The organism is [Phormidium] sp. LEGE 05292 (genome assembly GCF_015207735.1).
GTDB lineage: Bacteria > Cyanobacteriota > Cyanobacteriia > Cyanobacteriales > Aerosakkonemataceae > Floridanema.
Genome location: NZ_JADEWG010000097.1, coordinates 1 through 24,770 on the forward strand (window position 1 = coordinate 1; position 24,770 = coordinate 24,770).

The 24,770-nt window shown below is 39.0% G+C and carries 23 protein-coding genes; 9 read left to right on the top strand and 14 right to left on the bottom strand.

The window, feature by feature from the left end:
* Nucleotides 1–143: 143 nt before the first annotated feature.
* Nucleotides 144–296: a hypothetical protein gene (locus IQ264_RS22225; protein WP_193982992.1), complete on the top strand. Its 153-nt coding sequence runs from the start codon at nt 144–146 to the stop codon at nt 294–296.
* Here IQ264_RS22225 and IQ264_RS22230 read toward each other — a convergent pair whose 3' ends face one another.
* The 4 genes from IQ264_RS22230 to IQ264_RS22245 all read right to left on the bottom strand — a co-directional run bounded on the left by IQ264_RS22230 (nt 297) and on the right by IQ264_RS22245 (nt 4,324).
* Nucleotides 297–875 carry a PadR family transcriptional regulator gene (locus IQ264_RS22230; RefSeq protein ID WP_193982993.1) on the bottom strand — a complete coding sequence of 193 codons (579 nt, stop codon included), beginning with the start codon at nt 873–875 and terminating at the stop codon, nt 297–299.
* A 361-nt stretch (nt 876–1,236) separates the two neighbouring features.
* Entirely contained in the window at nt 1,237–1,839 is a 603-nt protein-coding gene (locus IQ264_RS22235; RefSeq protein WP_193982994.1) for an acyltransferase, read from the bottom strand.
* Nucleotides 1,840–2,067: 228 nt separating this feature from the next.
* On the bottom strand, nt 2,068–2,670 hold the full coding sequence (locus IQ264_RS22240; protein WP_193982995.1) for a 2OG-Fe(II) oxygenase: 603 nt from the start codon (nt 2,668–2,670) through the stop codon (nt 2,068–2,070).
* 181 nt (nt 2,671–2,851) lie between these two features.
* A complete protein-coding gene (locus IQ264_RS22245) occupies nt 2,852–4,324 on the bottom strand; it encodes a Rieske 2Fe-2S domain-containing protein (RefSeq protein ID WP_193982996.1) in 1,473 nt (490 codons plus the stop codon).
* A 105-nt stretch (nt 4,325–4,429) separates the two neighbouring features.
* On the opposite strand from IQ264_RS22245, the gene IQ264_RS22250 reads away from it, so the two are divergent.
* The 5 genes from IQ264_RS22250 (at nt 4,430) to IQ264_RS22270 (ending at nt 9,848) form a co-directional block, all read left to right on the top strand.
* Nucleotides 4,430–5,407 carry an aldo/keto reductase gene (locus IQ264_RS22250; RefSeq protein ID WP_193982997.1) on the top strand — a complete coding sequence of 326 codons (978 nt, stop codon included), beginning with the start codon at nt 4,430–4,432 and terminating at the stop codon, nt 5,405–5,407.
* Between the two features lie 212 nt (nt 5,408–5,619).
* Nucleotides 5,620–6,144: a hypothetical protein gene (locus IQ264_RS22255; protein ID WP_193982998.1), complete on the top strand. Its 525-nt coding sequence runs from the start codon at nt 5,620–5,622 to the stop codon at nt 6,142–6,144.
* A 72-nt stretch (nt 6,145–6,216) separates the two neighbouring features.
* Complete coding sequence (locus tag IQ264_RS22260) at nt 6,217–6,576, top strand: phage holin family protein (protein ID WP_193982999.1); 360 nt, start codon at nt 6,217–6,219, stop codon at nt 6,574–6,576.
* Nucleotides 6,577–7,091: 515 nt separating this feature from the next.
* Nucleotides 7,092–9,353 carry an EAL domain-containing protein gene (locus IQ264_RS22265; RefSeq protein ID WP_228061730.1) on the top strand — a complete coding sequence of 754 codons (2,262 nt, stop codon included), beginning with the start codon at nt 7,092–7,094 and terminating at the stop codon, nt 9,351–9,353.
* A 132-nt stretch (nt 9,354–9,485) separates the two neighbouring features.
* The gene (locus IQ264_RS22270) at nt 9,486–9,848 is read left to right on the top strand and encodes a BON domain-containing protein (RefSeq protein WP_193983000.1); all 363 of its coding nucleotides are present in this window, start codon (nt 9,486–9,488) and stop codon (nt 9,846–9,848) included.
* A 101-nt stretch (nt 9,849–9,949) separates the two neighbouring features.
* Here the strand turns inward: IQ264_RS22270 and IQ264_RS22275 are convergent, their stop codons facing one another.
* The 4 genes from IQ264_RS22275 to IQ264_RS22290 all read right to left on the bottom strand — a co-directional run bounded on the left by IQ264_RS22275 (nt 9,950) and on the right by IQ264_RS22290 (nt 13,593).
* On the bottom strand, nt 9,950–10,195 hold the full coding sequence (locus IQ264_RS22275; protein WP_193983001.1) for an HNH endonuclease: 246 nt from the start codon (nt 10,193–10,195) through the stop codon (nt 9,950–9,952).
* 80 nt (nt 10,196–10,275) lie between these two features.
* Entirely contained in the window at nt 10,276–10,704 is a 429-nt protein-coding gene (locus tag IQ264_RS22280) for a KGK domain-containing protein (protein WP_193983002.1), read from the bottom strand.
* Nucleotides 10,688–11,080 carry a KGK domain-containing protein gene (locus tag IQ264_RS22285; protein ID WP_193983003.1) on the bottom strand — a complete coding sequence of 131 codons (393 nt, stop codon included), beginning with the start codon at nt 11,078–11,080 and terminating at the stop codon, nt 10,688–10,690. Before IQ264_RS22285 ends, IQ264_RS22280 begins: the two co-directional genes overlap by 17 nt.
* Nucleotides 11,081–11,166: 86 nt before the next feature.
* Nucleotides 11,167–13,593 (bottom strand): dynamin-like GTPase family protein, encoded by a 2,427-nt coding sequence (locus IQ264_RS22290; protein WP_193983004.1) that lies wholly within the window; start codon nt 13,591–13,593, stop codon nt 11,167–11,169.
* A gap of 331 nt (nt 13,594–13,924) precedes the next feature.
* Between IQ264_RS22290 and IQ264_RS22295 the strand changes: the two genes are divergently transcribed.
* Nucleotides 13,925–15,202 carry a diguanylate cyclase domain-containing protein gene (locus IQ264_RS22295; protein WP_193983005.1) on the top strand — a complete coding sequence of 426 codons (1,278 nt, stop codon included), beginning with the start codon at nt 13,925–13,927 and terminating at the stop codon, nt 15,200–15,202.
* 258 nt (nt 15,203–15,460) lie between these two features.
* Here IQ264_RS22295 and IQ264_RS22300 read toward each other — a convergent pair whose 3' ends face one another.
* Together IQ264_RS22300 and aroB are read right to left on the bottom strand one after the other, a co-directional pair.
* On the bottom strand, nt 15,461–16,531 hold the full coding sequence (locus IQ264_RS22300; RefSeq protein WP_228061731.1) for an SGNH/GDSL hydrolase family protein: 1,071 nt from the start codon (nt 16,529–16,531) through the stop codon (nt 15,461–15,463).
* A gap of 485 nt (nt 16,532–17,016) precedes the next feature.
* Entirely contained in the window at nt 17,017–18,126 is a 1,110-nt protein-coding gene (gene aroB / locus IQ264_RS22305) for a 3-dehydroquinate synthase (RefSeq protein ID WP_193983006.1), read from the bottom strand.
* Nucleotides 18,127–18,160: 34 nt separating this feature from the next.
* Here aroB and IQ264_RS22310 point away from each other — a divergent pair, with 34 nt between their 5' ends.
* Complete coding sequence (locus IQ264_RS22310; RefSeq protein ID WP_073593173.1) at nt 18,161–18,253, top strand: cytochrome b6-f complex subunit PetL; 93 nt, start codon at nt 18,161–18,163, stop codon at nt 18,251–18,253.
* 61 nt (nt 18,254–18,314) lie between these two features.
* Here the strand turns inward: IQ264_RS22310 and IQ264_RS22315 are convergent, their stop codons facing one another.
* The 3 genes from IQ264_RS22315 to hemE all read right to left on the bottom strand — a co-directional run bounded on the left by IQ264_RS22315 (nt 18,315) and on the right by hemE (nt 23,262).
* A complete protein-coding gene (locus IQ264_RS22315; RefSeq protein ID WP_193983007.1) occupies nt 18,315–19,895 on the bottom strand; it encodes a B12-binding domain-containing radical SAM protein in 1,581 nt (526 codons plus the stop codon).
* A 389-nt stretch (nt 19,896–20,284) separates the two neighbouring features.
* Entirely contained in the window at nt 20,285–22,141 is a 1,857-nt protein-coding gene (locus IQ264_RS33735; RefSeq protein WP_322744788.1) for an NAD-dependent epimerase/dehydratase family protein, read from the bottom strand.
* A 56-nt stretch (nt 22,142–22,197) separates the two neighbouring features.
* On the bottom strand, nt 22,198–23,262 hold the full coding sequence (gene hemE / locus IQ264_RS22325) for a uroporphyrinogen decarboxylase (RefSeq protein ID WP_193983008.1): 1,065 nt from the start codon (nt 23,260–23,262) through the stop codon (nt 22,198–22,200).
* Between the two features lie 340 nt (nt 23,263–23,602).
* On the opposite strand from hemE, the gene IQ264_RS22330 reads away from it, so the two are divergent.
* Nucleotides 23,603–24,133 carry a universal stress protein gene (locus IQ264_RS22330; protein WP_193983009.1) on the top strand — a complete coding sequence of 177 codons (531 nt, stop codon included), beginning with the start codon at nt 23,603–23,605 and terminating at the stop codon, nt 24,131–24,133.
* Nucleotides 24,134–24,160: 27 nt separating this feature from the next.
* Here the strand turns inward: IQ264_RS22330 and IQ264_RS22335 are convergent.
* On the bottom strand, nt 24,161–24,770 hold a 610-nt coding region (locus IQ264_RS22335; RefSeq protein ID WP_193983010.1), incomplete at its 5' end, for a S66 peptidase family protein.

The window sequence follows — 24,770 nt, forward strand, 5'->3', positions numbered from 1 at the left end:
TTAAATGCGTAGCAGTTTACCCAAGTGGTGTCTGACTGGATAGATATCCTGCCCGTCGATAAAAACTTCTCTATGATAGATAAGTTTGATGAGGAATGAGTAGGAATTTGGCTATTTAATCAAGCTCTGGGTTTGCTGGTGGTATGGGTAAGGCGATCGGTGGTAATTTAGGTAAGCTTGCTGGAAAGTTTGCGATCGAACACCAATCTACCCATCACCATCAAGATGCTGAACAAACTGTCGAAGTTACTGATGTTGATATTTCTTCATCAACTGTTGACATTACAACCTCCTAATTACTGCTCTGAAAGCAGTTTGTAAATTTCACGTTTTACTTGAACAAGCAAATCGCGTACCCGATTAGTTTGCTCTAAATTGCCACTGCGAGCAACTTGGGCGACAGCATCGTTCAAGTCCGTTAAACTACGCCGCAACTCGATCAGTTCAGAAGGTTTGCTTTCGGTGAAACTGTCATGAACGTTTCTGGATTGAGAATGCTCCTTGCGATCGCTCAAGAATTGTCTGCCACTCTCGGTAATCGTATAAACCCGCTTGCCCTCGACTTCTTCACTGGTCAAATAACCGCCTTCTTCGAGCATCTGAAGCGTTGGATAAACCGAGCCTGGACTAGGGCGACGAAAGCCACCGTGACGGGCTTCTAGCTCTTTGATCAATTCATAACCATGCTGGGGACGGTTCATAAGAAGCCCAAGCAGAATATATTTGATGTCACCGCGACGGGTGCGCGGCTTATCTCCCCATCCGTCACCAGCAAAACTTCTGTGTCCATGCCGCCCACTCATAAAACATTGATTGGTAAACCCTTCTCCTGCCCATGCTGGCACGAAAGAACGAGAATGAAATTGTTTGAACATACTTTACTCCTGGTAGTTATGAGATAACGATATATCGTTTACCTCTAAAACAAATCTATCGCGATATATCGGATTTGTCAATCTTAAGTTTCAGGGGTAAACAAGAGTGCGCGAACGGCTCTCCCGTACTTGAAGTGATAATAAATGGTTCGTAAAGCTTGTAGTATAAGGACTTTAGCTTTGACAGAGGTACAAAAACTAACTTATCAACCTCAGAGTGTTGAGCTCCCTATTGTTCAAGCTAAAAGACAAACAGATAAGCAAAATTTATCACTTTAAGTACGGGAGAACCCACGCTACGTAAATGTGATTCAAAAGAAATTTGTTCAGGACTTATTGCCTGACTTTCAGGGGAACCTTTTTACTCTCTGATCGCGATCGTCTTTGCGGGAACTCCGGCAACAATGGAATAGGGTTCAATACTTTTGGTGACAACTGCACCTGCACCAATTACGCACCCATTACCGATAACACAACCATCAACAATTGTCACACCTGCACCAATCCAGACATCATCTCCGATCGTAATTCCCTTCTTGGTTGGCGTTTGTTCTCGTAAGGGGATATTTCGGTCTTTAAAACCATAGTTTACCGGAATGATTGTTACCTGTGGCCCAATTAGACAATTGTTACCAATTATCAAATTTCCGTGACCATAAAGAGCCGAAAAAGAATTGACAAAGCAACCATTTCCAATAATTATCGAACCCCCATAAGTTCGGAGAATCACAAAAGAGCTAATCAGAGTCCGATCGCCGATCGCTATTTTCGACTCTTCGCGATCGGTTGTATCTACCTCCAGAGCCGAATACTTACAAATAATACTATTTTCACCTATAAAAATTTGCTTTCTGTTACCTCTTATGTCTGCCAGTAAACTAACATCTGAATTCTTACCTAGTTCACCCAATCTTCTCTTTTGATATTGCCAAAGGATGGTTTTAATAATTGTTTTTGGCTTCATAGAAAATATAAATTATTTACCTAAACTTTATAAAACCCTTAATTTTTTTCAGGGTTAGGACGATAGAATCAATTATAGCAACTAAAAACATTATTGTACAGTCAAAACCTGAAAATCCTACTAAAAAAAGGAGAGATTATAAAAGTGCTGCTTATAATCTCTCCTTCACAGGGTTGACCGAAACTTGCTTAATTGCGGTAATTATCTGAATTATTCACACTTCCCAAATTACTTCTTTTTCACTTTCATCGCTCTTGATTCTACTGTAAACTCAGGAATATCTCGCAATTCTTTTTCACTCAAACTATATTGTTCGCAAACCAAACTTAAACGAGTTCCCGAAGTTTTTACCGCATTTACAGAATGAGTTAAATCTCCTTGAAAATAGACTAATGTGTTAACTTGGGGTTTAATTTGTCCGACTTGTTGTTTATGATTTCGTAGTAATAACTCTCCTCCTTGCAAATTTTCTGGTACTTGCACGTAAAGCACGCTGACAAACATTGGTGGTTCAATGGTTTTGCAGTAGGATCTTAAAGAGCGATCGATATGCGGATCGACACGCGAACCTTCCTGAAGTAACAAAGGATTCAGGTAAAAAGCATTACAAACAGGCTCTAACGCTCGGTCTAAATAAGGTTTAAAAAAGGGAAACTTTCGTTCAACTTCGGCAATTTCTGAACGATGAAACACTACTGAAAATCCTTTAGTGCCAACAAAATCGCGGTTAAGGTTGTTGACAGCAAAATAGGGACAAGCGAGAATTTCTCCTCGCAAGTCGTTGAGGTAATTCAGTGAAAAAGCGTTGGGATGTTTTTGATAGTAATTCACAGATATTTCAGGAAAAGAGTTGAGAAGTTAAACAAATTGTATTGTTTACATAAATGATTAATACAAATGAGTAGGGGCGGGTTTAGCCAGAAGATTGGAATACCCATAGATAATATAGAAATCAAAACCCGCCCATCCCAAGCATCTGTCGCCAACATTTAAGTAATCGATATTAAACAAATTAATCATTATGAGCGTGTTCAAACTCATAAACATAGAAAAGCCGACTCAATTTTCTCATAAAATAGCCACTTATTGCCAAAACAATTCCACTTCCCAGGGCTAACCAAAATCCTAAAGGAGGTACGAAATTTAAAAATGATGTTGCTGTTTGCCCGGAAATTGCCAAACTTCTGGCATCAATAATTACAGCTAAAAACAAAGAGATTGCTGCTAAGATATAAGCCAACAGTTTCAGACGATTAATATTCTTTAAAGCATCTTGACAAACTCGACAATTTTGAGTGTGGGTTGTCCAAACATCAAATAACTTCTGTTTATCTTGTTCGGCGGGTGGGAGTTCGGCATTGCATCCCGTCGCCCAAGGAATAGCGCCACCAGCCCTTTTTTCCCACCATTGACGAAAGGCAATTACCATTTTATCTTGGGGATTTGGTGTAAAAACAGCATCTAACCATCGCTCTTTTTGCTGTTTTGCTAATAGCTTTTCCTGATAATGGAGAAACACCATATCTTGATGCAAAAATAGGGAAGCTAACACATGACCTAACCAAATTGGCATCGGTAAACCAAAGAATCCTAAACCTTTCGATACTTTTCCCTCCTGATTTTTTACTAATACTTGACAGCCAATATGACGACACCATCCAGGACGAGTAGGAGTAGCATATAACGCTAAAATTAATTGTCCACCATCAGTGTTAGTGGTAACAATTTTCATGTGACATGGCGGTTGAAAATCATGAATTGCTTGGGCAACGTTCGGTGCAGTTGGTGTTATTTCATAAGCGAAACCTTCCTGAGTGGACATTTCCCGGACACGAATCATGTCATAATATTTAGCATCTTTGTAGCGATTTCCTACTATGCCGTGATGGGAAACTGGAACATGGGCGGGATCGGAAACATTTTCTATGAAGAAATCCCAACCGTAGGGGAGGTCACGGATATTCCAAAATAGCTGTTTTGCCCGATCGCTATTCTCTTCCAGTTCGAGAATGATTCGCGGAGTTTTCTCTTTACTTTCTAATTCTGCTTGCGAACCTGATTCTGCCCATACCCATAATAAACCTTGAAGTTCTTGGGTGGGATAGGCGATCGCACAAGATTTAGGATTTGTGCAATGTTTCGCTTCAGTTTCCTTGTCTTTAGATTGGGGAATGCTGACACAGTTTCCCTGTGCATCAAAGCGCCAAGCGTGGTATGCACATAACAGCGTACCATCAGACTCAACACGACCTTCGGAAAGTGGCGCGAGTCGATGGGGACAAGCATCTGCAAAGCAACGCCATTTCCCAGCACCATCGCGCCACAAAACGACATCTTTGCCCAATAATTGCATGGCATGGGGGCGGGTGGGGTCGAGAAATTCTACCACTGCAACTGGATACCACTGCTTTGTCCATTGAAAAGTTGCTTCTTCTTGTTGTTGATGTTGTGCGATCGCCTTTTCCAGATTAGCTTCAGTAACCACAGCTATTACCTCTTTGTAATTTTATCAGTTTAGTTGGGCAACTTTTTCTAATATAGTAGCGATACGTCGTAATTAAATTTTGAATAAGTACAATAGCGAGTCAATATGCCAAATCAAAAACTGAGTCTTCCGATTATGGGCTGTGGAACTTGGGCTTGGGGAAACCGCCTACTTTGGGGATACGATCCTAGCATGGATAATCAATTACAAGAAGTTTTTAACCTTTGTGTTAGTAATGGCGTGACTTTATTTGATACGGGAGATTCTTACGGAACTGGTAAGTTAAATGGTCGCAGCGAGTCGCTTTTAGGAAAGTTTTCTCAAGCATATTCTGGCATCAATCAAGAAAATATTTGCATCGCTACTAAGTTAGCTGCTTATCCTTGGAGATTAACTCGTCAATCAATGGTTAATGCTGGTAAAGCTTCGGCAAAACGTTTGGGAAAAAATATAGATTTGGTGCAAATGCACTGGTCTACAGCTAATTATTTACCTTGGCAAGAATGGGCGCTTTTGGATGGTTTAGCCGACCTTTATGAACAGGGTTTAGTTAAAGGAGTTGGCTTATCTAATTATGGCCCCAAACGACTGAAAAAAGTACACCAGCGATTTGCTGAACGGGGTGTTCCGATCGCTACTTTGCAGGTGCAATACTCATTATTATCTACTTATCCTGTAACTGAATTAGGCTTGAAAGATGTTTGTGATGAATTGGGAATTAAATTAATTGCTTATAGTCCTTTGGCTTTGGGTTTATTGACTGGAAAATATTCCGAGAAAACGACTTTACCTAAAGGAATTCGCAGGTTAGCTTTTCGGCAAATATTACCAGGAATTAAACCTCTTTTAGGTTGTTTAAGAGAGATTGCTGAAAATCGAAATAAAACGATGTCACAAATAGCACTTAATTGGTGTATTTGTAAAGGGACTATTCCCATTCCAGGGGCAAAATCTGTGGAACAAGCAAAAGATAATCTTGGGGCTTTAGGTTGGCAACTTGATACTAATGAAGTTGCAGAACTGGATAAAGCTGCTGCTAGTACTGATAAAAAAATGGTACAAAACATTTTTCAAACCAAGTAAATTTATCATACTAATTATCACCATTCATTTTTTACCTTTTTTTTATTTTTTTCTGGTATTTTCTGCCTATTCTCAACTAGGTAGTTAAACTATTGCAAGTTATTAGACTCCGTTGGCTGTAGAATAAGTGATAGTTTTTGCTCTGAACAACATAAATTTAAGTTTTGTTTAGTTGTCTCCAATAGTTCAACTTCAGTTTGAGGTAGTCAAAAATGACACAACAGTATTTTACTGAAAGTGAGTGGTCAATGCTGATGCAAGCACCTTGGCAAGCAATTGCGGCGTTGATTTTAGCTGATAAAACCGATCCAGTTTCGTTTCTGAAAGAACTTCGGGCGGGACTGGAGATTATGATTGCAGAACAGCAACGGGAAGATATTACAAATGATTTAGTGAAATCATTGGTTGCTTCTTTAAATCAAGCTGACGCTAAGAGATCTTTGGCAGGTGAAGCATTAGTTTCGCAAAAACAGAACGAATTGCTATCTTACCTTCAGAATTTGAATAGTGCTTCTCAAGGTCGTCAGCAAGCTTTGGCTTATTTTGAAGAAGTGGCAAAGATTTTAGCAGCTAAAGTGACACCGATGCAAGCATCAGAATTTAAAAGCTGGATACTGTCGATCGCCCGCCGAGTTGCAGAAGCAGTTAGGGAAAGAGGTTTCCTCGGTGTGGGGATCAGTAATGAAGAAATGTCGATGCTGAGAAAGTTGGAAGAAACGTTGACAATTAAGGTATAGATATAGGTGTTACCAAAATTGTCGATCGTGTTTACATGATTGATTTCGATTGTTGATAAAAAGGAGTGTTTAATGATTGGATTTTTGATTTCGGTGGTAGTCCTTGCGGTTAGCTTATTAATTATCTCAAAGCTACCTACGGGCGTTGAGGTAGACAACCCTTGGATTGCTTTAATTGCCGGAGCAATTATTGGCGCATTCAGCGGAGTCTGGGGATTATTTCCCAATTGGTTTAGAGCCGCCAATGCTATTTTTAGCTTAGGGTTGATTCCTCTAATTGGCAGCATTATTGTCTTTGGTCTAGCTGCTTGGTTAGTTGAGGGATTTCGCTTACGTTGGGGAATCGGTAGTGCAATTATCGGCGCGATCGCATTGAGTATTGTTAACTCAATTCTCTGGTTCATTTTGCGCTCAGTTGGTGTTGTTGCCTAATCCGATACGGCAATATTGTCAGGGAACAGGAAATAATAGACAAAAAAAATTAACTGTTCCCTCCATCATTTTTTTGATTAGTTAATTGGTTAACTACTGCCATTAGGTAAATCAATCTTGATAGCTTAATTTAAGGCGATCGATTTAACTATTTAATTATTTAATTATTTTCTATTATATTTTTTGTTTTTTGTGACTTACAATACAAATATAAGTGGAAATTAAGGCTAGATTAACTTGCGGTTTTGTCACAATTAAAAATACTAATTTAAACTTATAATTTTTTTTTACGCAAAGTTTACAATTAATAAAAAACTAAGTTTTTTATTGAAAAAAGGTAACTTTGGCTGTTACCTTTAGTACCCGTCAAAAAGTATGCTAAATTATATGGCAATAATATATATTCATAGAAACAATCTACATAAGACCATAAACATGAATAATTTGTATTTGATTTTACAAAAAAACTTAATTTCTTTTTTTCTTAATGTATAGTTAGCTATTGTCAGGAAATTATGCACTTACCCAACATTTTACCTTTAAAGTCTCACTTAGTATTTCTACCTGAATTAAGCGGAAAACAGCTAAATTTTGGTTCTACATTGCAAGATTTAACGCTTTATCAGATATCGATTAGTCCTGAATGCTCAGCATATAAAGTAGCCAAGATTTTAGAAGATAATCCATTGTTACCAGGTGTACTTATTATTAATGACAATGAATTTATAGGAGTTATTTCTCGATCGCACTTTTTTGAGTGTATGAGCCGTCCTTACAGTGTAGATTTATTTTTCAAAAAACCAATACATATTTTCTATAAGTATGCTCAGAGTCAAGCTTTAATTATTTTGCAGGAAAGTTCGATTGTCACAGCAGCTAAAAAAGCTTTAAAGCGCCCAAAACAATATCTTTACGAGCCAATAGTAGTAAAAACTAAGCAAGAAGATCGGCAACCTTATAAATTACTAGATATGCAGCAATTACTATTAGCACAAATGCAAATTCATCAATTAACAATGTTGGCTTTGGAATCAAGCCAACAATCACTTTTAGAAGAAAAAGAGAAAGCGCAAGTTACCTTACATTCCATAGGAGATGCAGTAATTACAACTGATGCTTTAGGCAATATAGAGTTTCTTAATCCAGTTGCAGAAAAACTCACAGGTTGGTCGCTTGATGAAGCACGAAAAAAGCCATTAATTGAAGTATTTAAAATTATTAATGAAAGCTCTCGTGAGCCAGGAAAAAATTCGGTAGAAACAGTTTTAAAATCTGGTTATACAGAGGATTCAGCCAAACATACCATTCTCATTGCTCGTGATGGAAACGAGTTTGTCATTGCTAATTCAGCAGCACCGATTCGCACCTCAAATGGAGAAATTATTGGTGCAGTTTTGGTATTTCATGACATTACTTCAGAACGTAAACTGACACATCTTTTATCTTGGCAAGCTAGTCATGATACTTTAACTGGGCTAATTAATCGCTATGAATTTGAGCGACAGTTGGAAGAGGCTTTATTAACTGCACAGTTAGAAAATCAACAACATACTTTGTGTTATTTAGACCTCGATCAATTCAAAATAGTTAATGATACTTGTGGTCATGCTGCTGGCGATGAATTACTGCGTCAAATTACTACATTACTACAATCTAGAATAAGTGTTTCTGACACTTTGGCGCGTTTAGGCGGAGATGAATTTGGTTTGTTATTGCGTCAATGTCCTTTAAATCAAGGGGTACTTGTCGCTAAAGCATTACATGAAAATATTCAAAAGTTCCGTTTTATTTGGGAGGACAAAAGTTTTAGTGTTGGTATTAGTATTGGCTTAATTACTATTGATGATAGCGATCGAAGCGTAGCTAATCTAATGAGTGCTGCTGATGCTGCTTGTTATACAGCAAAAAATAGAGGACGCGATCGCATTCAAATCTACCAAGCAAATGATAGCGAATTGCTAAAAGAACATGGGCAAATGCAGTGGGTATCGCGCATTCATAAAGCATTTGAAGAAAATCGTTTTCGCCTCTACTGTCAGAGTATTGTACCCATTAATTCCTTTAGCAATAAATCCCAACATTACGAAGTTCTCTTGCGTCTGATTGATGAAAACGGTCAACTGCTATCACCAATGGCTTTTATTCCCGCAGCAGAAAGATACAATTTAATGCCAACAATCGATCGCTGGGTGATTAGTACACTCTTTGCTAATCAAAGTATTTTTAATCGCCATAATTCACATCAATGCCATTCAACAAATAGTAATTACAACAACTCTTATGCAATCAATCTTTCAGGAGCTAGTATCAATGACGAACAGTTTATTGACTTTCTGCACGAACAGCTGATCTTACATAAAATTCCTCCAGAAATGATCTGTTTTGAAATTACTGAAACAGTAGCGATTATCAATCTGAGTAAAGCCACCCAATTTATCCATTCATTAAAGCAACTTGGTTGTCGTTTTGCCTTAGACGATTTTGGTAGTGGAATGTCTTCTTTTGCCTATCTGAAAAATCTCCCAGTAGACTACTTAAAAATAGACGGAGGATTTGTCAAGGATATTGTCGAAGATCATGTAGCAGGCGCAATGGTAGAAGCCATTAATCGTATAGGACAAATGATGGGACTGCAAACAATAGCAGAATTTGTGGAAAATGACGCGATTCTGGAGAGAGTGAGAGCACTGGGAGTTAATTATGCACAAGGTTATGAAATTAGCAAACCTCTACCTTTAACTTTCAGTTCAAGTCTATGCAGAATGTGTTTTAAATAATTTTAATTACTACCTCTAAAGATATAAATGTTGATATTCCAGTAGAAAGATGCTGCGATCGCTTTTAGTTTTTAAGCTGGAAAAACCAGGATAAATCAACTAAAACTTTCGTTATTTACTAGGAGTTTAATTATGGGTTGGTTAAAAAGACTTTTTGGATTAGAAAAACCCAACAATCCCCAAGAAGCTGTACAAGGAACCCCAGCAGAAGCACCAAATGTAGCAAGCTCGACTGCTACTGAAAGCATTCCTCCTGAGCGCGTTGGTTTAAATGGAGAATACGATCAAAGTGGTTTAGCCAAGCGAGTAGCTTTAGCTTTTGATCAAGACCCACAATTAGATGATATCGATACTCTTTACGTGGCGCAAACTGGAGGAACCGTTGTTCTGAAAGGGAAAGTTCCTAACCAGCAAATTCTCAACAAAATGGTTAGTGTAGCTCGTCAAGTAAATGGAGCAACTGCTGTAGAGACTAATCAAGTGACGATCGGATAATTAACAATTATAAGGTGAAAGGTTGTTGATGAATTACCCTTTCACCTTAGTTATTTAGGTAAATTTTGAGTTAGCGATCGCTAATCCATTCAATTAAAATTTTAATTGCTGAAATGACGGCGAAACCGAGGATCGAAATGATGGCTTTTGCGCTGATTGCAATTACGACACAAAGTTTGTAAATTGCTAATATCGTTAGTTCCACCAGTAGCCAGGGGAATAATATGATCGATGTTTAGTTCAGTTTCAACATTAGTTTTGCCACAACTTTGACATTGATACTTATCCCGTTGAAAAACATATTTTCTAACTTCTGGAGGAATCGGAATTCTAGGTGTTTTACTCATCTTACCAACCATCAAATAAACGTCCGTTGTAAGCACTTCAGTGCTTCAGTGCTAAAGCACTTACAACAAACTGAATTTTACTAACTATTCTCATTCATCATGCGTCTTAAATCGTCAAGCGGCGATTCTGGTTCGATTATTTCTGGTTGTTCAGGTTCAAATTCTAAAGTAACTCTGACCCGAATTTTCCCCTTTTGCCAACCTTTAGCACCGATTTTTAAAATTTCACAATCTTTTCCTTCTGTAAACCACTTCCAGTTAGTAAAATCACTCCTAGAACCATCGTATATTTTAGTTCCTTTTATTTTCTGACACTCTAATGATTCCACTAACTTATTTCCTAATATTCCTACAAATGCTGATTTTAATGATTCCTTGAATTTACCAAACTTAGTCATTTCATCATCAAATGATATAACATCATGCTCCCCAAAGTTTTGCATATCAAAATCAAATTTCATGTTAAACTCCTGAATTTGTAATTTCTTTGTTCTATTTACTGTTTCCATTCATCATCCGTCTTAGATCGTCAAGAGGCGATTCTGGTGGATCAACTTCTAATTGATTGCTTACAGTTTCTTCTATTTCTGGTTCATCAGGACAAAATTCTAAGCTAACTCGGATTCTAACTTTTCCTTTTTGCCAGTGTTTAGCACCAGGCTTTAATATTTCACAATCAATACCTGTGTTGAACCATTTATTTGGAAGATCAGAAGGGTATCTTGATCTATTTCTGACAATACCTTCGCTAAAAGGCTTGCTCGCTCTTACGGCAAATTCAGCTGCTCGAAAAGTATTATGTGACAATACAACCAGATAGTCGTCATCTTCCTCAAGGATTGTCACAACTTCGTTAGGTTCAAGGATTTCAAATTCTTCAGACATGGAGATTCTCAGCTTAAGTTTTGTAAAAAAAGCTCACTATTTGAAAGTTTCGGTGCGTTAACGCAGTGTAACGCACCCTACTTTGATTAATCCGAAATCGCTGCAACCTCTTCGTTAACAACAACGGGAATAAAATCTGTTTTGCGGATTTCTGGAAGAACTTTTTCATACAATTGCATTGCGTCTAAACAAGCATTAATTCCAGAAATTGCTTGATTATATTCCTCCATCTTTTGTTTAACCTCTTGCAAAAATCGATCGTTTCGGGCAATTTTTTCTTCGGCTTCTTTTGCCAAAGCTTTCTCTAAATATGCACGCGCTTGATTGTATTGTTGCAGGATTTCATCTGCTTGGTGAACCGCCATTGGTAACAATTGGGTGTTAATTGTTTGGTTGATAGTTTGGCGGAAATTGCGCTTAATTGTGGTGGAAACTTTGGGCTCAAAATCTAACTTTAAAAGTTGGCGAATTGCTGGTTCTGCTTCTACCATGCTTTCGCAGTCGTAACCTTGGGAAGTTTGCTGTAAAGTTTGGCGGAATTGATAAATTGAAAAAGTACCTTCATCGTAAAAACGAGGACTTTCTCGCACGTAGCGATCGCACTCCACCTTAGCTTCACTGATCAATGCTTGAGTTACCTGTTTTTCCAACACTTTTAACTGTTGCTCAATTCCACCATCATTCCCTAAAAGTCGGTACAAACTGCGATAATAATCAGACTTACGAATGCGCTCAATTAAACGTTGGAAGAAACTAGCAATTACTTCCTGGGAAGACTCAACTAAAATATCTTCTAATTGATTAGATAAAGAGTAAAGTGCTTCCACCAAAACTGCTAACAAAGGCGCAGTAGCATTGCGCGGATGACTTAAAGTTGCTCGTTGATAAGCCGATCTCACCGAAAAACTATCTAACAACTCGTCTAAACGACGAATCATGCGAGATTGCAACTTGTTAAAATCAGCTTCAAAATCTTGACAAGTGTTCGTTACCACTTGATTAACTTCTTCTGCTATATGTTGCCGAAATTCCTGTCCAATTTGTTGCAATTGCTGATTTAATCTGCTCAATTCCTGTGCTTTCATCGCTTCAATTTCGCGAGGTTGACTGTCCAATTCTCGGTATAGCGATAAATAGTGTTTCCGCAGACTAATACACAAAGGTTGCAAGTCATCAGCCAAACTAACAAAGAGTTGAGGACGTTTTTCTAAAGTTAAGTAACGAGTAATAGCTTCCCGGAATTCATCAATTCCGCTATCTTGAATTAGCTGATTAATTAATGGTGTTCCCCATTCGGAAAGGATACGCACATAATTTTCATTGGGTGACTCATAGCCATTAATCGAAACCCGAAAATGACTCGGTAACTTGCGGGAAGTACCACAATAGTTATTAAAAGCATAGACAAATTGTGGGGTTTCTTCTTGTCCATTTAAACCTTTGACACTTTCGACAAAGACGGTATCTAAACCATAGCGATCGCGTCCACTAGTCCCCTTAACTTGACTCCCATAAAATCCCAACAACCCGCTAGTTTTATAAACCTTTGGTGTCTCCCGAAATTGAGCATGAATTAAATCTTCTAAGCGTTGCCGTAATTGGCTATTGTACCAAGTTTCATCGATACGATTGAAGATATAGAAAACGCGATCGCGAATCCCTGGATTTGCCCGCATCTTTTCTAACAATTCCGTTTCTTCTGTTGTCATATCACCCGCCGATGCAGGTTTCAAAACACAGACAACCGCCGAAGTTTCTGGATCTTCAATTTTCCGATAAGTTAATTCTGCATCTCTCTTGACTGGTGCATCAATTCCTGGCATATCAATTAACACATTACCATCTTGTAATAACGGATGATAACAGTGATATTCAATGCGTTTTAAAACCGCACTATTACTCCCACGTCGCGCATAACTCGCAGCTTCTTTTAAGTTAGAAAAATTAAACTGTTCCATTGAATAAGTAGCATTATGCAAAGTATGTATATGTTCCCGATTTGCCACATATCCTTCTAATAAAAATAACAGCGCCTTCGCCTGTTTCGCCCGTTCTGATTTACTCTCGCCACCTTCTTGTTGAACTATTGCTTCACATCCTTGACAAAGCAAATCAATTACTTCTGGTTGGTTGATGTTTTGCGGTGCTGCTAAACTTAATTTTTTACATAAAGCTAACGCTTGTTCGCGAATTTCCGCCTCACTTAAAAACGTTAAAACAACTCGTTCTTGATCCTCTGTTTCTGCATATTCGATATAACATTCTGTTCCCGTAGCGTGCCCTTCTGCACTGTAAAGCAACTCCCTTTCCAGCAAGGCGTTGATTAGCATGGATTTCCCTGCACTAAACGCACCCGCAAACACAATTTCAAACTTGGGAGATATTGCTTTTCTCAGAGAAGCTTGTATAGAGGTGATGTCCTGCGATCGCAAAGATGCTTCTTGATGCAACAATTGTAATATTTGTTCAACTTGTTCTTGTAGGTTTTGACACTGTGGCAATAATTGATTCATGGTAACTAGTTGATAATTTTCGTACTTCTGCTCTCAGTATTCCCAAATTATTGCCCGAAATTCACGCCGTCACTAAGTAAGTGCAAATAAATTAAGCTGGGGATTTTTCTCAGTAATTTTTGGTAAATTACTGTAAGTACACATAAAGTATTATTACAAAGGTTAATGAACTTTAAATAGCTAGAATAGTTTATTTGAAATTTAGATAAAGTAGGATTTTACTGATATAATTTTCTGCAAAAATATAGTTTAATAGAGAGATTAACGTGACAGTTATTACCTTAAAGATTGCTTTTACTAAAACAAAAAATTCCTGAACCAGCTACAAATTATGTCCTGCCTGAACCAAATAGTACTAATAACTTTCGTTATATTTTTCCTGAGTAGTATTTTAATTGCCTGGTTCAATCACTGTCATGCAGTCAAATTCCGACGTGCATATCAATTACTGCAAGCGGAGATAGACGAACGTAAGCAGGTGGAGATAGCACTGAGGGAGGCGGAAACGGCTTTAAAACAGCAAACTGAGCGGGAACGCATGATTACAGCGATCGCTCAAAATATTCGTCAATCCCTTGACTCAACAAAAATTCTGAATACCACTGTCGCTGAAGTCCGCCATTTTCTTGATACTGACAGAGTATTTATTTATCGTTTTGAGCCTGATTGGAGTGGTACTATTGTGGTCGAATCCGTAGCCCCAGGATGGAAACCAGCACTAGGAACAAACATCCAAGATACTTACTTCGTACAAACCAACGGCGAACCTTATAGAAATGGTCGAATTCAGGCAATAGCAGATATTTATACAGCAGGTTTAAACGAATGCCATATTGATTTATTGGCACAGTTCCAAGTCAAAGCTAGCTTAGTAGTGCCAATTTTAAAAGGTCAAGAATTGTGGGGATTGTTAGTTGCTTATCACTGTGCGAATCCGAGAAAATGGCAACAATTAGAAATAGATTTACTCAAGGAATTATCTACACAAGTAGCGATCGCTATTCAACAAGCAGAATTTTATCACCAATTGCAAATTGCCAACCAAGAATTAAAAAATCTTGCCAACATAGATAGTTTAACTCAAATAGCAAATCGCCGGAGATTCGACGAACATTTACAACAAGAATGGCTGAGACTTAGACGAGAAAAAGCTGCTCTTTCATTGATTTTTTGCGATGTAGATTACTTTAAATTTTATAACGACACTTATGGACATCCAGCAGGCGATAAATGTCTACAACAAATTGCTAAAACCCTTCAGCAAATAACCAAACGTCCCGGTGATTTAGTTGCCAGATATGGCGGAGAAGAATTTGCTATTATTTTACCCAATACACCTTTATCAGGAGCGATTCATATAGCTGAAGAAATTCAAGCAAAAATTAAAGAATTGGCAATTGTTCACGATACTTCTAAAGTCAGCAATATCGTTACTTTTAGTTTAGGGGTTGCCAGTATTATTCCTAGCCTTTCCAGTTCTCCAACAACACTTTTGACAATGGCTGATAGAACACTTTATCAAGCAAAACAACAAGGACGCGATCGAGTTTTCGTTTTCTCTAATGAAGAAGAATTGAATTTATACTATCTGGATTTAAATAGTTTATAAATAAGGCTAGCGTTACAATTTATCTACCCCAATAGTAATATCATCTCCGGTTAATCAACCATAATATCCTTTATCCGAAACCCTGTAGAGACGTTGCACGCAACGTCTCTACAATCATCTCGTTCCCAGGTTCAACCTGGGAACGAAAAACAGAGGCTCTGCCTCTTGGTGCAACATCTCAGTTAGGACATAATATTTATTTAAAGGGAACAAGTATCAGAGAAATGTCCTAACCGCCTTAGCAACTGCTATATGAACTTAATTAGACTTACTAGAAACTGTCTCCATTTTATCAGCTAACGCCAAAGAACCTGAAAATTTTTTCCGCTTATAAATAGAAGCTGCACCTAATAGTCCTAATAGTAAAAGTCCTAACTCTTCCCCAGGTTCCGGTACGCTAGTGCTGAGTGTAGAATAAGCTTTATCCGCTAGTAATTGATGTCCTTTAGTAGTTGGATGAATGTCATCCCAAAATAAAAACTGGTTTGGGTTTTGGCATTGGACTAATAGACATCCTTGGGTAACATTAGTTAAGTTGTAATTACCAGGGTTGTTAATTACATCTGCAAACAAAGAAGCGAAATCTAACGAAACTATTTTCGCATTATAACTCTGAGATAAACTATTAATTGTCTGCCCAAGTGCCAAGTTATGCGCTTGGGCTAAATTCTTCAAATCTGTTTCCCCTGGTGTGCCAAGAGTTTTAGGTAATTCTCCTAAATTGGGTAGATTAGCAACTGCAATCTGTTTTGCACCAGCTTTCAACAATGAATCAAGCGCAAAAGATATATTGTTGATGGTTTGATTAGGAGTTTTAAATGGTGTAAACCATGTAGAATCAGTAGGTAAGTAATCATTTGCACCTGCCCAAAGAATATAAAGCGCATTTGGATCGGCAGTCTGATTTGTTGCTTGCAAACTACCGAGATAAGCGCCTACTTCTTGTTGCAAACCAGGTGCAGTCTGACTGACTGTGTTATCTATCCCTGTCGTCGCACCACCAAAGGCGAAATTAATACTTTGGGTGGGAATTTCTGAGAAAGGTAGCTGTGTACCTTGCTGCGTAATAAATGTGGTAGGTGTTAATCCTAAATCTTGGGCTAAATAATCAACCCAGTTTAGGCCATTGGAAAATCGACCCTTGTAGTATGGTGGTGGGGGAAACTGTTGAGTAGAACTGTTATAAACATTACCAGTATCGGAAAGGCTGTCACCAAAAACGTACATTTTACTGTAACTTAATCCGGCAGCCAAGGCAGCAGAATTTAAGATAGGGGTAAATGCGATCGCAACACTAGCACCAGCAACAAACAATTTTTGCAAAATCATATATCTTCTCTTTTTGAATCCGAATTTATACTGATGTTTTTTTATTTTAGGAAATCCAAGTCTAAATTTAGGAGATTTGTATACATAATGAAACAGTTCATCATTTCTTCAAAATGCGATCGTCATTTCTTCATAAATAAACGCAAAAGAACCACCACTAACTCTTCAAATAATTAGGGTGTCATTATTTTAGTGAATTTACCTTACGGTCAATTATGTAAAATTACCGTAAGAACAGCTTGTCTATTTTTATTAAGTAAAACTGAAACTAACAGAAAGGGATCTAATACTAAATCCGGGTGAAAAACCTCTTTTATAATAAACCGCAGAGGACGCAGAGGACGCAGAGAAAAGAGGGAGGAGATATAGGGGGTAAATAACCCGGATTTGGTATAATACAGAGATAGTTGGAAAATTGACCTTCTCCCTTCTTACCTCTGCCTTACCCCAACCCAGATTGCCAAAAGTGAACAAGAACCGATAATTTACTGCATTTGCAACAACACTTGTCGCAACACATCTGGGGGAACTTGATCTGTGACTGTCGCTTCACCAATTCGCCTCGGTAAAACAAACCTAACTTTACCCGATTTCACCTTTTTATCAGTTTGCAAAGAATCAATTATTTCCTCAACATCTAAACCTTCAGGTAACTTATTCGGTAAACCTGTTTTTTTAATTAACTCATTTTGTCGTTCCGTCGCTTCCTTACTCCACATCCGTAAATCTACGGCAATTTGACCTGCGGCTACCATGCCAATTGCCACTGCTTCGCCGTGATTTACTACTTTATAACCAGTCAAACTTTCCACCGCATGACCAATAGTATGACCGTAATTTAATAAAGCTCTTAAACCAGATTCTTTTTCATCTTTTCCCACAACAATTGCCTTAGCTTGGCAAGAATGAGTGAGGATGTTTTGCAACATTTCCTCGCTCAAATAACGCAGTTGATCTAATTTTTCACATCCTTCTAATTTGGTAAACAAATCAGCATCCCAAATCACTCCGTATTTAATTACTTCCGCCATCCCAGCCCGAAATTCTCTCGGCGGCAAAGTTTTCAAAACTTGCGGATCAATTAATACTAATCTGGGTTGATGAAACGCCCCAATTAAATTTTTTCCTTTGGGATGATTTACTCCAGTTTTCCCGCCAATCGCCGCATCTACCATCGCTAACAAACTGGTAGGCACTTGGATAAAGTTGATTCCCCGTAGCCAGGTAGCAGCCGCAAAACCCGCCATATCACCAATTACGCCGCCACCCAAAGCGACTATCGTTGAAGTACGTTCTAGGCGGTTTTCTAAGGCAGTATTGTAGATTTTGACGATCGAATTTAGGGTTTTGTATTGTTCGCCAGCAGCGAGGTTCAGGGAAACCACCTCAAACCCAGCATTAATGAGAGATTTAACCGCCCTTTCTCCATAACGCTTAAAAATTACCGGATTGGAAACCAGTAATACTTTTTTGCCCAAATTCAGTGGTTTACTTTCCTTTCCGTTCATCCAATTGCCCAAATTGTCTAAACTTCCGGGTGCGATCGCTATTTCATAACGATTCTGCGGTAAATTAACATCAATAACGGATTGCATTATCTAAATCCTGACCCAAATACGAGGAACACAAATGGCAGTAGTATCTTACGCGGTGATTTTGCTTGGCGCTTATGGAGTAGCCCTTGGCTTGTTTTTTGCTCTCCGAGCTACCAAGCTAATCTAAAATTTTAAGGGAGGGATTGCCTACCAGTACTAATCATACTTGACATTGCCCACCCTAATTATTAACTAGCTAAGGCTGTTTTTCTGGCAGTTGCCGATGATAATGTTGTCTCTTCTGCCAGAAATTCATTTAGCTGTCTTTCGATTTCGTCACGCACAATTTGCCGATATTCCAAAAAATGCTCGTTGTGGGCACAAACAGTTAGGTAATGTTCCCAAACTCCGGGATTGCGTTTGATAATACTAAACAAGTGATGCCAGAATTTCCCGCGAGTTTTCCGTTTGATACCTTGTCGCCAAAGTACAATTAACAATGCCCGTAAATCTACCCAACTGGGCATTTTAAATTTAGCTTTCACTTTCGGGGCACCTAGCATTAAGAAACAGCGATAATTCCGATCTAAAAATCGTTCTGCTTCGTACAAATCCCAAAAAGCCTCGACATACTCCCTAGCAATATCTTCTAAGGGGCGAGTCGGGACAAAATTCATCAAAGTTGTTTGATTAATATTGCCATCTTGGTTGCGTAAACGTTCCTCTTTTTCTAAACGATGCCAAAGGGCTGTATTCGGTAAAGCTTGCAGCATGGCAAATACAACAGTGGGAATTCCTGTTTGTTCAGCAAACTGGACAATTCGTTTACCTGCACCAGTTTTTTCCCCATCAAAACCAATTATAAATCCTGCCATCGGGCGCAGTCCAGCTTGGATAATTTTTTCCACCGATTCAGTTAAGGAATTGCGCGTATTTTGGAATTTTTTGGTTAAACTAAGGCTTTCTTCGTCTGGTGTTTCAATGCCCAAAAATACAGCATCAAAATAACATTCGACCATTAATTCCATTAATTCTGCATCTTGCGCTAAATCTATGGAAGCTTCGGTATTAAATCGGAAAGGATAACCATGTTCGGCTTGCCAAACTTTCAATTCTTTAAGTAACAATTTCACATTGCGTTTATTGCCGATGAAGTTATCATCAACCATAAACACACCACGTCGCCAACCTAATTCGTAAAGATAATCTAATTCTGCTAAAAGTTGTTGTGGTGTTTTGGTTCTGGGTTTGCGACCATATAATACAATGATGTCGCAGAATTCGCATTGAAAAGGACAACCTCGTGAGAATTGAACTGACATGGAATCATAAGCATCTAATTCCAGTAATTCAAAGCGGGGAATGGGTGTAGAAGTGACATCGGGTTTTTCGCCATTGGCGTGAAAGGTTCCATTTTCTGCGCCATTTTTAATTGCTTCTACAAACATGGGGAGGGTGATTTCCCCTTCGTCTAAGATTAAATAATCGGCCCCTGCTGCTTCTGCTTCTTCTGGTAAAGTGGTGGGATAAGGGCCACCAACGGCTACTTTTTTACCTCGTTGTTTTGCGGCTTGAACTTGGGCAATAAAGTCTTCTTTTTGGACAATCATTGCTGATATTATTACTAAATCTGCCCATTCCCATTCGGCTTCGGTTACAGTCCTAATATTACGATCGACTAATTTAAATTCCCACTCTTGCGGTAAAATAGCCGCTACTGTCACTAATCCTAAAGGTGGTAATAGGACTTTGCGATCGACCAATTCTAAAATCTTCTCATAAGACCAAAATGTTTTCGGAAACAGGGGATAAACTAACAAAACCTTCATGAAATATTCCTCCTCACTCTAGGTCAGTCGATTTTAGATTTTAGATTTTGGATTCTACCCAGAAATAAATTTGGGCTATTGCATCCTTTTGGTCTAGATGATTTTAGCTTATTATTGGATTTTGTGTATAAGAAATGACTGTTAGCTAGCAACGCATTAACGTTAGCGTTACTACTAACCGACTGTTAGCCATAGTTAAAAACCCCCTTTATAATAGACTTTTGGCAAAAGTCAGAAATCTGGGTTTTTTTACCACAGATATCCACAGATGCACACAGATGAAAACAGAGATTGTCTATTTTTGCCAGAGGTCTATTTATCTAAGAATGGGGTGGGCATCATGTCCGCCTTTATTTTCACTTTATTTACATCTACCTACTGAACGAGTTTTATTTATCATTTCCTGATTCTAATTCTTGGTCTTTAAAAGCTTGTCTGTAATCTTTAACTCTGTTGCCAACAATTTGGGATGAGTTGGGGTTCCCTCGATTAGGTACAATTTGAGGGGGTTGACTAATGCCGCTAGTTTTTAGCACATCTTTGATTGTGGAACAATAAACTGGTAAACCAAAGGTAGCTGGATTAATGGGATTTGTATAGGTAAAATGGCGATATTCTAGACAAAATCTATCCCAAGCTGCCATTTGAATGCGGAATAAAGAGATGAAAATATCAGCTAACCAAGGAGATAGATTTAGCCGGAAGAAAATAGGTTTTTGCAAATATTCACAAGCTTCTTCTACCGCCTGATTTACAGTTGTCGGTTGATTTCCTAAAACATACCAGTTCTTTTGTTCTCGACTTGGGGGATTTTTCAACAAGTAAAAAACTATTTGGGCAATATCTTCGGCATGAATGAAGTGAAAACTACCGTCAGCTTTGAAAAATCTGATGTAATTAATCCATTTTTTCAACCCTGGTAAACCCGAAGAAACATGGGAATAAGGATGTCTTTCATCTCCTCCTAAAACCAGGGTGGGAAATAGCGTAGTAATGCGATCGGCAATTGGTAATTTTGATATTCTCGTCAACCCTTCGTACTTGGAACGGATATATTCAGTACCTAATTCTCTCGCTTCTTTAAGTAAGTGATTGTGTCTATCCAAAAGGCTAGCAGTCGAGAAATAAATTACTTGTTGACAAACCTTGGGATCGAGGTAATTCAGCAATTGTAGGGTTTTAAAAACATTAACATCTAACGCTTCTTGCTGACCACCCCAAGCTGCTGCTGTTAAAATTGCACAATCAATTGTTTTTATCAGTTTTGCCAAGCGAGAAATATATTTCATATCGCCTTGGACAATATTGATTCCAGAACGGGAATTACAGTCAATTTTTAGTTTTCTGGGATCTCTAACTAACAGAAATAATTCGTGTTCTGTTTCTTTAATTAGCGTTTCTGCAATATATTGCCCAATGCAGCCGCTAGCACCAGTAATTAAAATTCGTAAGCAATCTTTCTTTGGTGTAATTTCAGAAGTGATAGGCAAAGGTAATCCAACAGAAGAGTTAATTTCCTCAGCAACTTTAGCTGTTTGGGCAACTGTTAATCCCGGTTTTTTCGGAATTTTGCTTGCTTCCAATTCCACAACCGGAATTTCAGGAGAATCTGACTCTCCAGTTTCTTGAATTTCCCCAGTTGCCGAACTTTCCGCAGATGTCACATCTGGGGCTTCCTGAATTTCGATCGCCTCCGATTCCACAACCGGAATTTCGGGAGAATGTGACTCTCCAGTTTCTTGAATTTCCCCAGTTGCCGAACTTTCCGCAGATGTCACATCTGGTGCTTCCTGAATTTCGATCGCCTCCGATTTCACCACCGGAATTTCAGGAGAATCTGACTCTCCAGTTTCTTGAATTTCCCCAGTTGCCGAACTTTCCGCAGATGTCACATCTGGGGCTTCCTGAATTTCGATTGTTTCAGATTCCACAACCGGAATTTCGGGAGAATCTGACTCTCCAGTTTCCTGAATTTCCCTTATAGCGGAAGTTGCAGCCGATGTCACATCTGGGGCTGCCTGAATTTCGATTATTTCAGATTTCACCACCGGAATTTCGGAAGAATGTGACTCTCCGGTTTCCTGAATTTCCTCAATTGCTAAACTCGCTAAAGTTGCCTCTGAAGTTATTACTTCAGCTGCGTTTGATTCATCAGATCCAGTTACAGGAATTTCAGGAGAATTCAACTCTAGACTTTCCTGTTTTTCTGGGTTGTTTGCCTCTCCTGCTAGAGAATCACCTATCACCTATCACCTCTGAAATTCTATCTTCAAATTCAATGCCCCAATTTTAATGCAGAATTTCAGGCATGAACGGTGAGCAATTTATCAGCTTGCTTGGCAGTTTCAAAGAAGAAAGCGACATTTTCTTCGGGAGTACTTGGTAAAACGCCGTGACCCAAATTAAGGATATGACCTTTTTTACCAGCTTTGCGAATTGTATCTAAAATCCGATCGCGGATAAAGTCCTGAGAACCATACAAAACGCAAGGGTCAATATTGCCCTGCACTCCGATATTTTCGCCCAATCTCTTTCTTGCTTCTGCCATATCTACCGTCCAGTCTACACTGACGATATCTACACCAGATTTGCTCATGCGATCGAGAATTCCAGCACTGCCATTAATATAAAGAATCATTGGCGTATCTGGGTGAGTTGCTTTAACTTGTTCTACCACACGCCGTTGATAAGGCATCGCAAAAGTTTCATAATCTTGGGGACTTAATTGCCCTGCCCAAGAATCAAACATTTGCACCACTTGGGCACCGCTATCAATCTGATATCTTACATAAATGGCGATCGCATCTGCCAGTTTACCCAAGAATTCGTGTAACAAGCTGGGCTCTGTAAAAGCCATACTCTTGATAATTGCGTAATCCTTGGAAGACTTACCTTCAATAGCATAAGCCGCCAAAGTCCAAGGCGCACCCACAAAACCCAAAACCGTCGCTTGATTACCGACTTCGTTCCGTAAAATTTGTAAAATTTCCCGAATAAACGGTAAAGAAGTTTCTGGTTCTAAGGGTTTGAGGTTTTTCACCTGTTCTATGCTGCGAACCGGGGGATCGATTACTGGCCCTCGGCTTTCTATGATATCGAAAGGTATGCCAATTCCGGGCAAGGGAGTCAAAATATCCGAAAATAAAATCACTCCATCGGGTTGGAAAGCGCGGAAAGGTTGCAGGGAAATTTCCACTGCTAAATCTACATTTTCTGAGCGATCGCGAAACGAAGGATACTTATCTCGTAAATCGCGATAAGCTTTCATATAGCGTCCAGCTTGTCGCATCATCCACACAGGCGGACGTTCCAACACTTCGCCACGCGCCGCCCTTAACAGATAAGGAACCTGGGTTGACCCAGCCATCTAAATTCGTCCTATATTAGTTTTTTAAGTGCATTTGTTAGCTTATCATTCATCAACACATTTATTCGCATTTCTTCTTGTTTCTTCTAAATTTACACAGCTTTCCTCTACACCTCATCCATTAAAATTATAAGTAAGGGGCAATTACGCCCAATAAAATAAAAATTTGCAAATTTCCCAGTTCCATACTTGTTAACTCAGCTTTCATAGCCAAAATTGCAGAAAAGCTAAAGCTTTTCTCGGTTGATATCTCAGCCAATAAAAATCGCTAAATCTTGGAAAATCAAGGCAGCAAGCTTTGGTTTAAGAAAAGTACCTTCGATAAGAAAAGGAGATTTATATGTATAAGAAAATTTTGGTAGCAATGGATAATTCAGAAATTAGCCAACAAGTATTTAATTCAGCAGTGTCTATGGGAAAACAAAATAACGCTACCTTAATGCTGCTGCACGTCCTTACAGACGAAGAAATGGGTCTGACAGAAATTGCTTCACAACACATTTCTGCTTTAGAATATCACGCCGCAATGGTAGAGCAAGTAGAAGCTTACCTGAAAGAAAAAGAGCTTTTTCGCAAAAAATACTTAAGTTTATTAGAATATTGGGTTCAAGAAGCCGCTGATGCCGGAGTTCCTGCCGAATATACTCTGAACTATGGTGGCCCAGGTCGGACAATTTGCGACTTAGCTAACAATTGGGATGCTGATTTAATTATGATGGGTCGTCGCGGTCTTTCCGGCTTCAGCGAATTTTTTATGGGCAGCATCAGTAATTACGTAGTTCACCATTCTCCCTGTTCTGTTTTCATTGTTCAAGATAAACGCCAAAAAGGGAAAATGACTGAGGTTATTAAGGCAGAAACAGAAGGATAGGCATCTTGCCTGTCTTGCCTGTCATCCTTAGTCCCCAAAACTCAAAAGTCCGGCATCTGCGTCTAATTGAGCTAAAATTCCTACAGGTAAGGTAGCATTGGGGCCGTCGTGACCGAAGGGTAGTTCGGAAACAATGGGGATGCCCAGGTCACAGAGACGATCGCGCAACACTTCTTCGATCGCTAAACTAGGAATATTAGGTGCAGGTTCGCAACGGCTGAATCTGCCTAACGCAATGGCTTTGACTTTGGAGAAAAGTCCACTCATCCGCCATTGAGTTAATTGTCGGTCAATGCGGTAGGGAAATTCGGTGACATCTTCCAAAGCTAGAATTACCCCGTCTAATTCCGGTTGCAGCGGTGTGCCTAACAAATGAGTCGCCACTGTTAAATTAGCTGGAAGTAAAACCCCGCTAACTTTCCCTCCCCCCCAACCTACACCTTGCAAGGGTTTTAGGGAACGCCCTTCTACCCAATCAAATAATCTTTCAATTGACCATTCTGGCTCATTTGCGATCGTAGTTAACATCGGCCCATGTACGCCAGAAATCCCCTCTTTTGCCAAACTCCAAAGTAGCGCCGTTACGTCAGAAAAACCGATTAACCATTTGATTGGGGACTGGGAAGAAGTGGGGGGA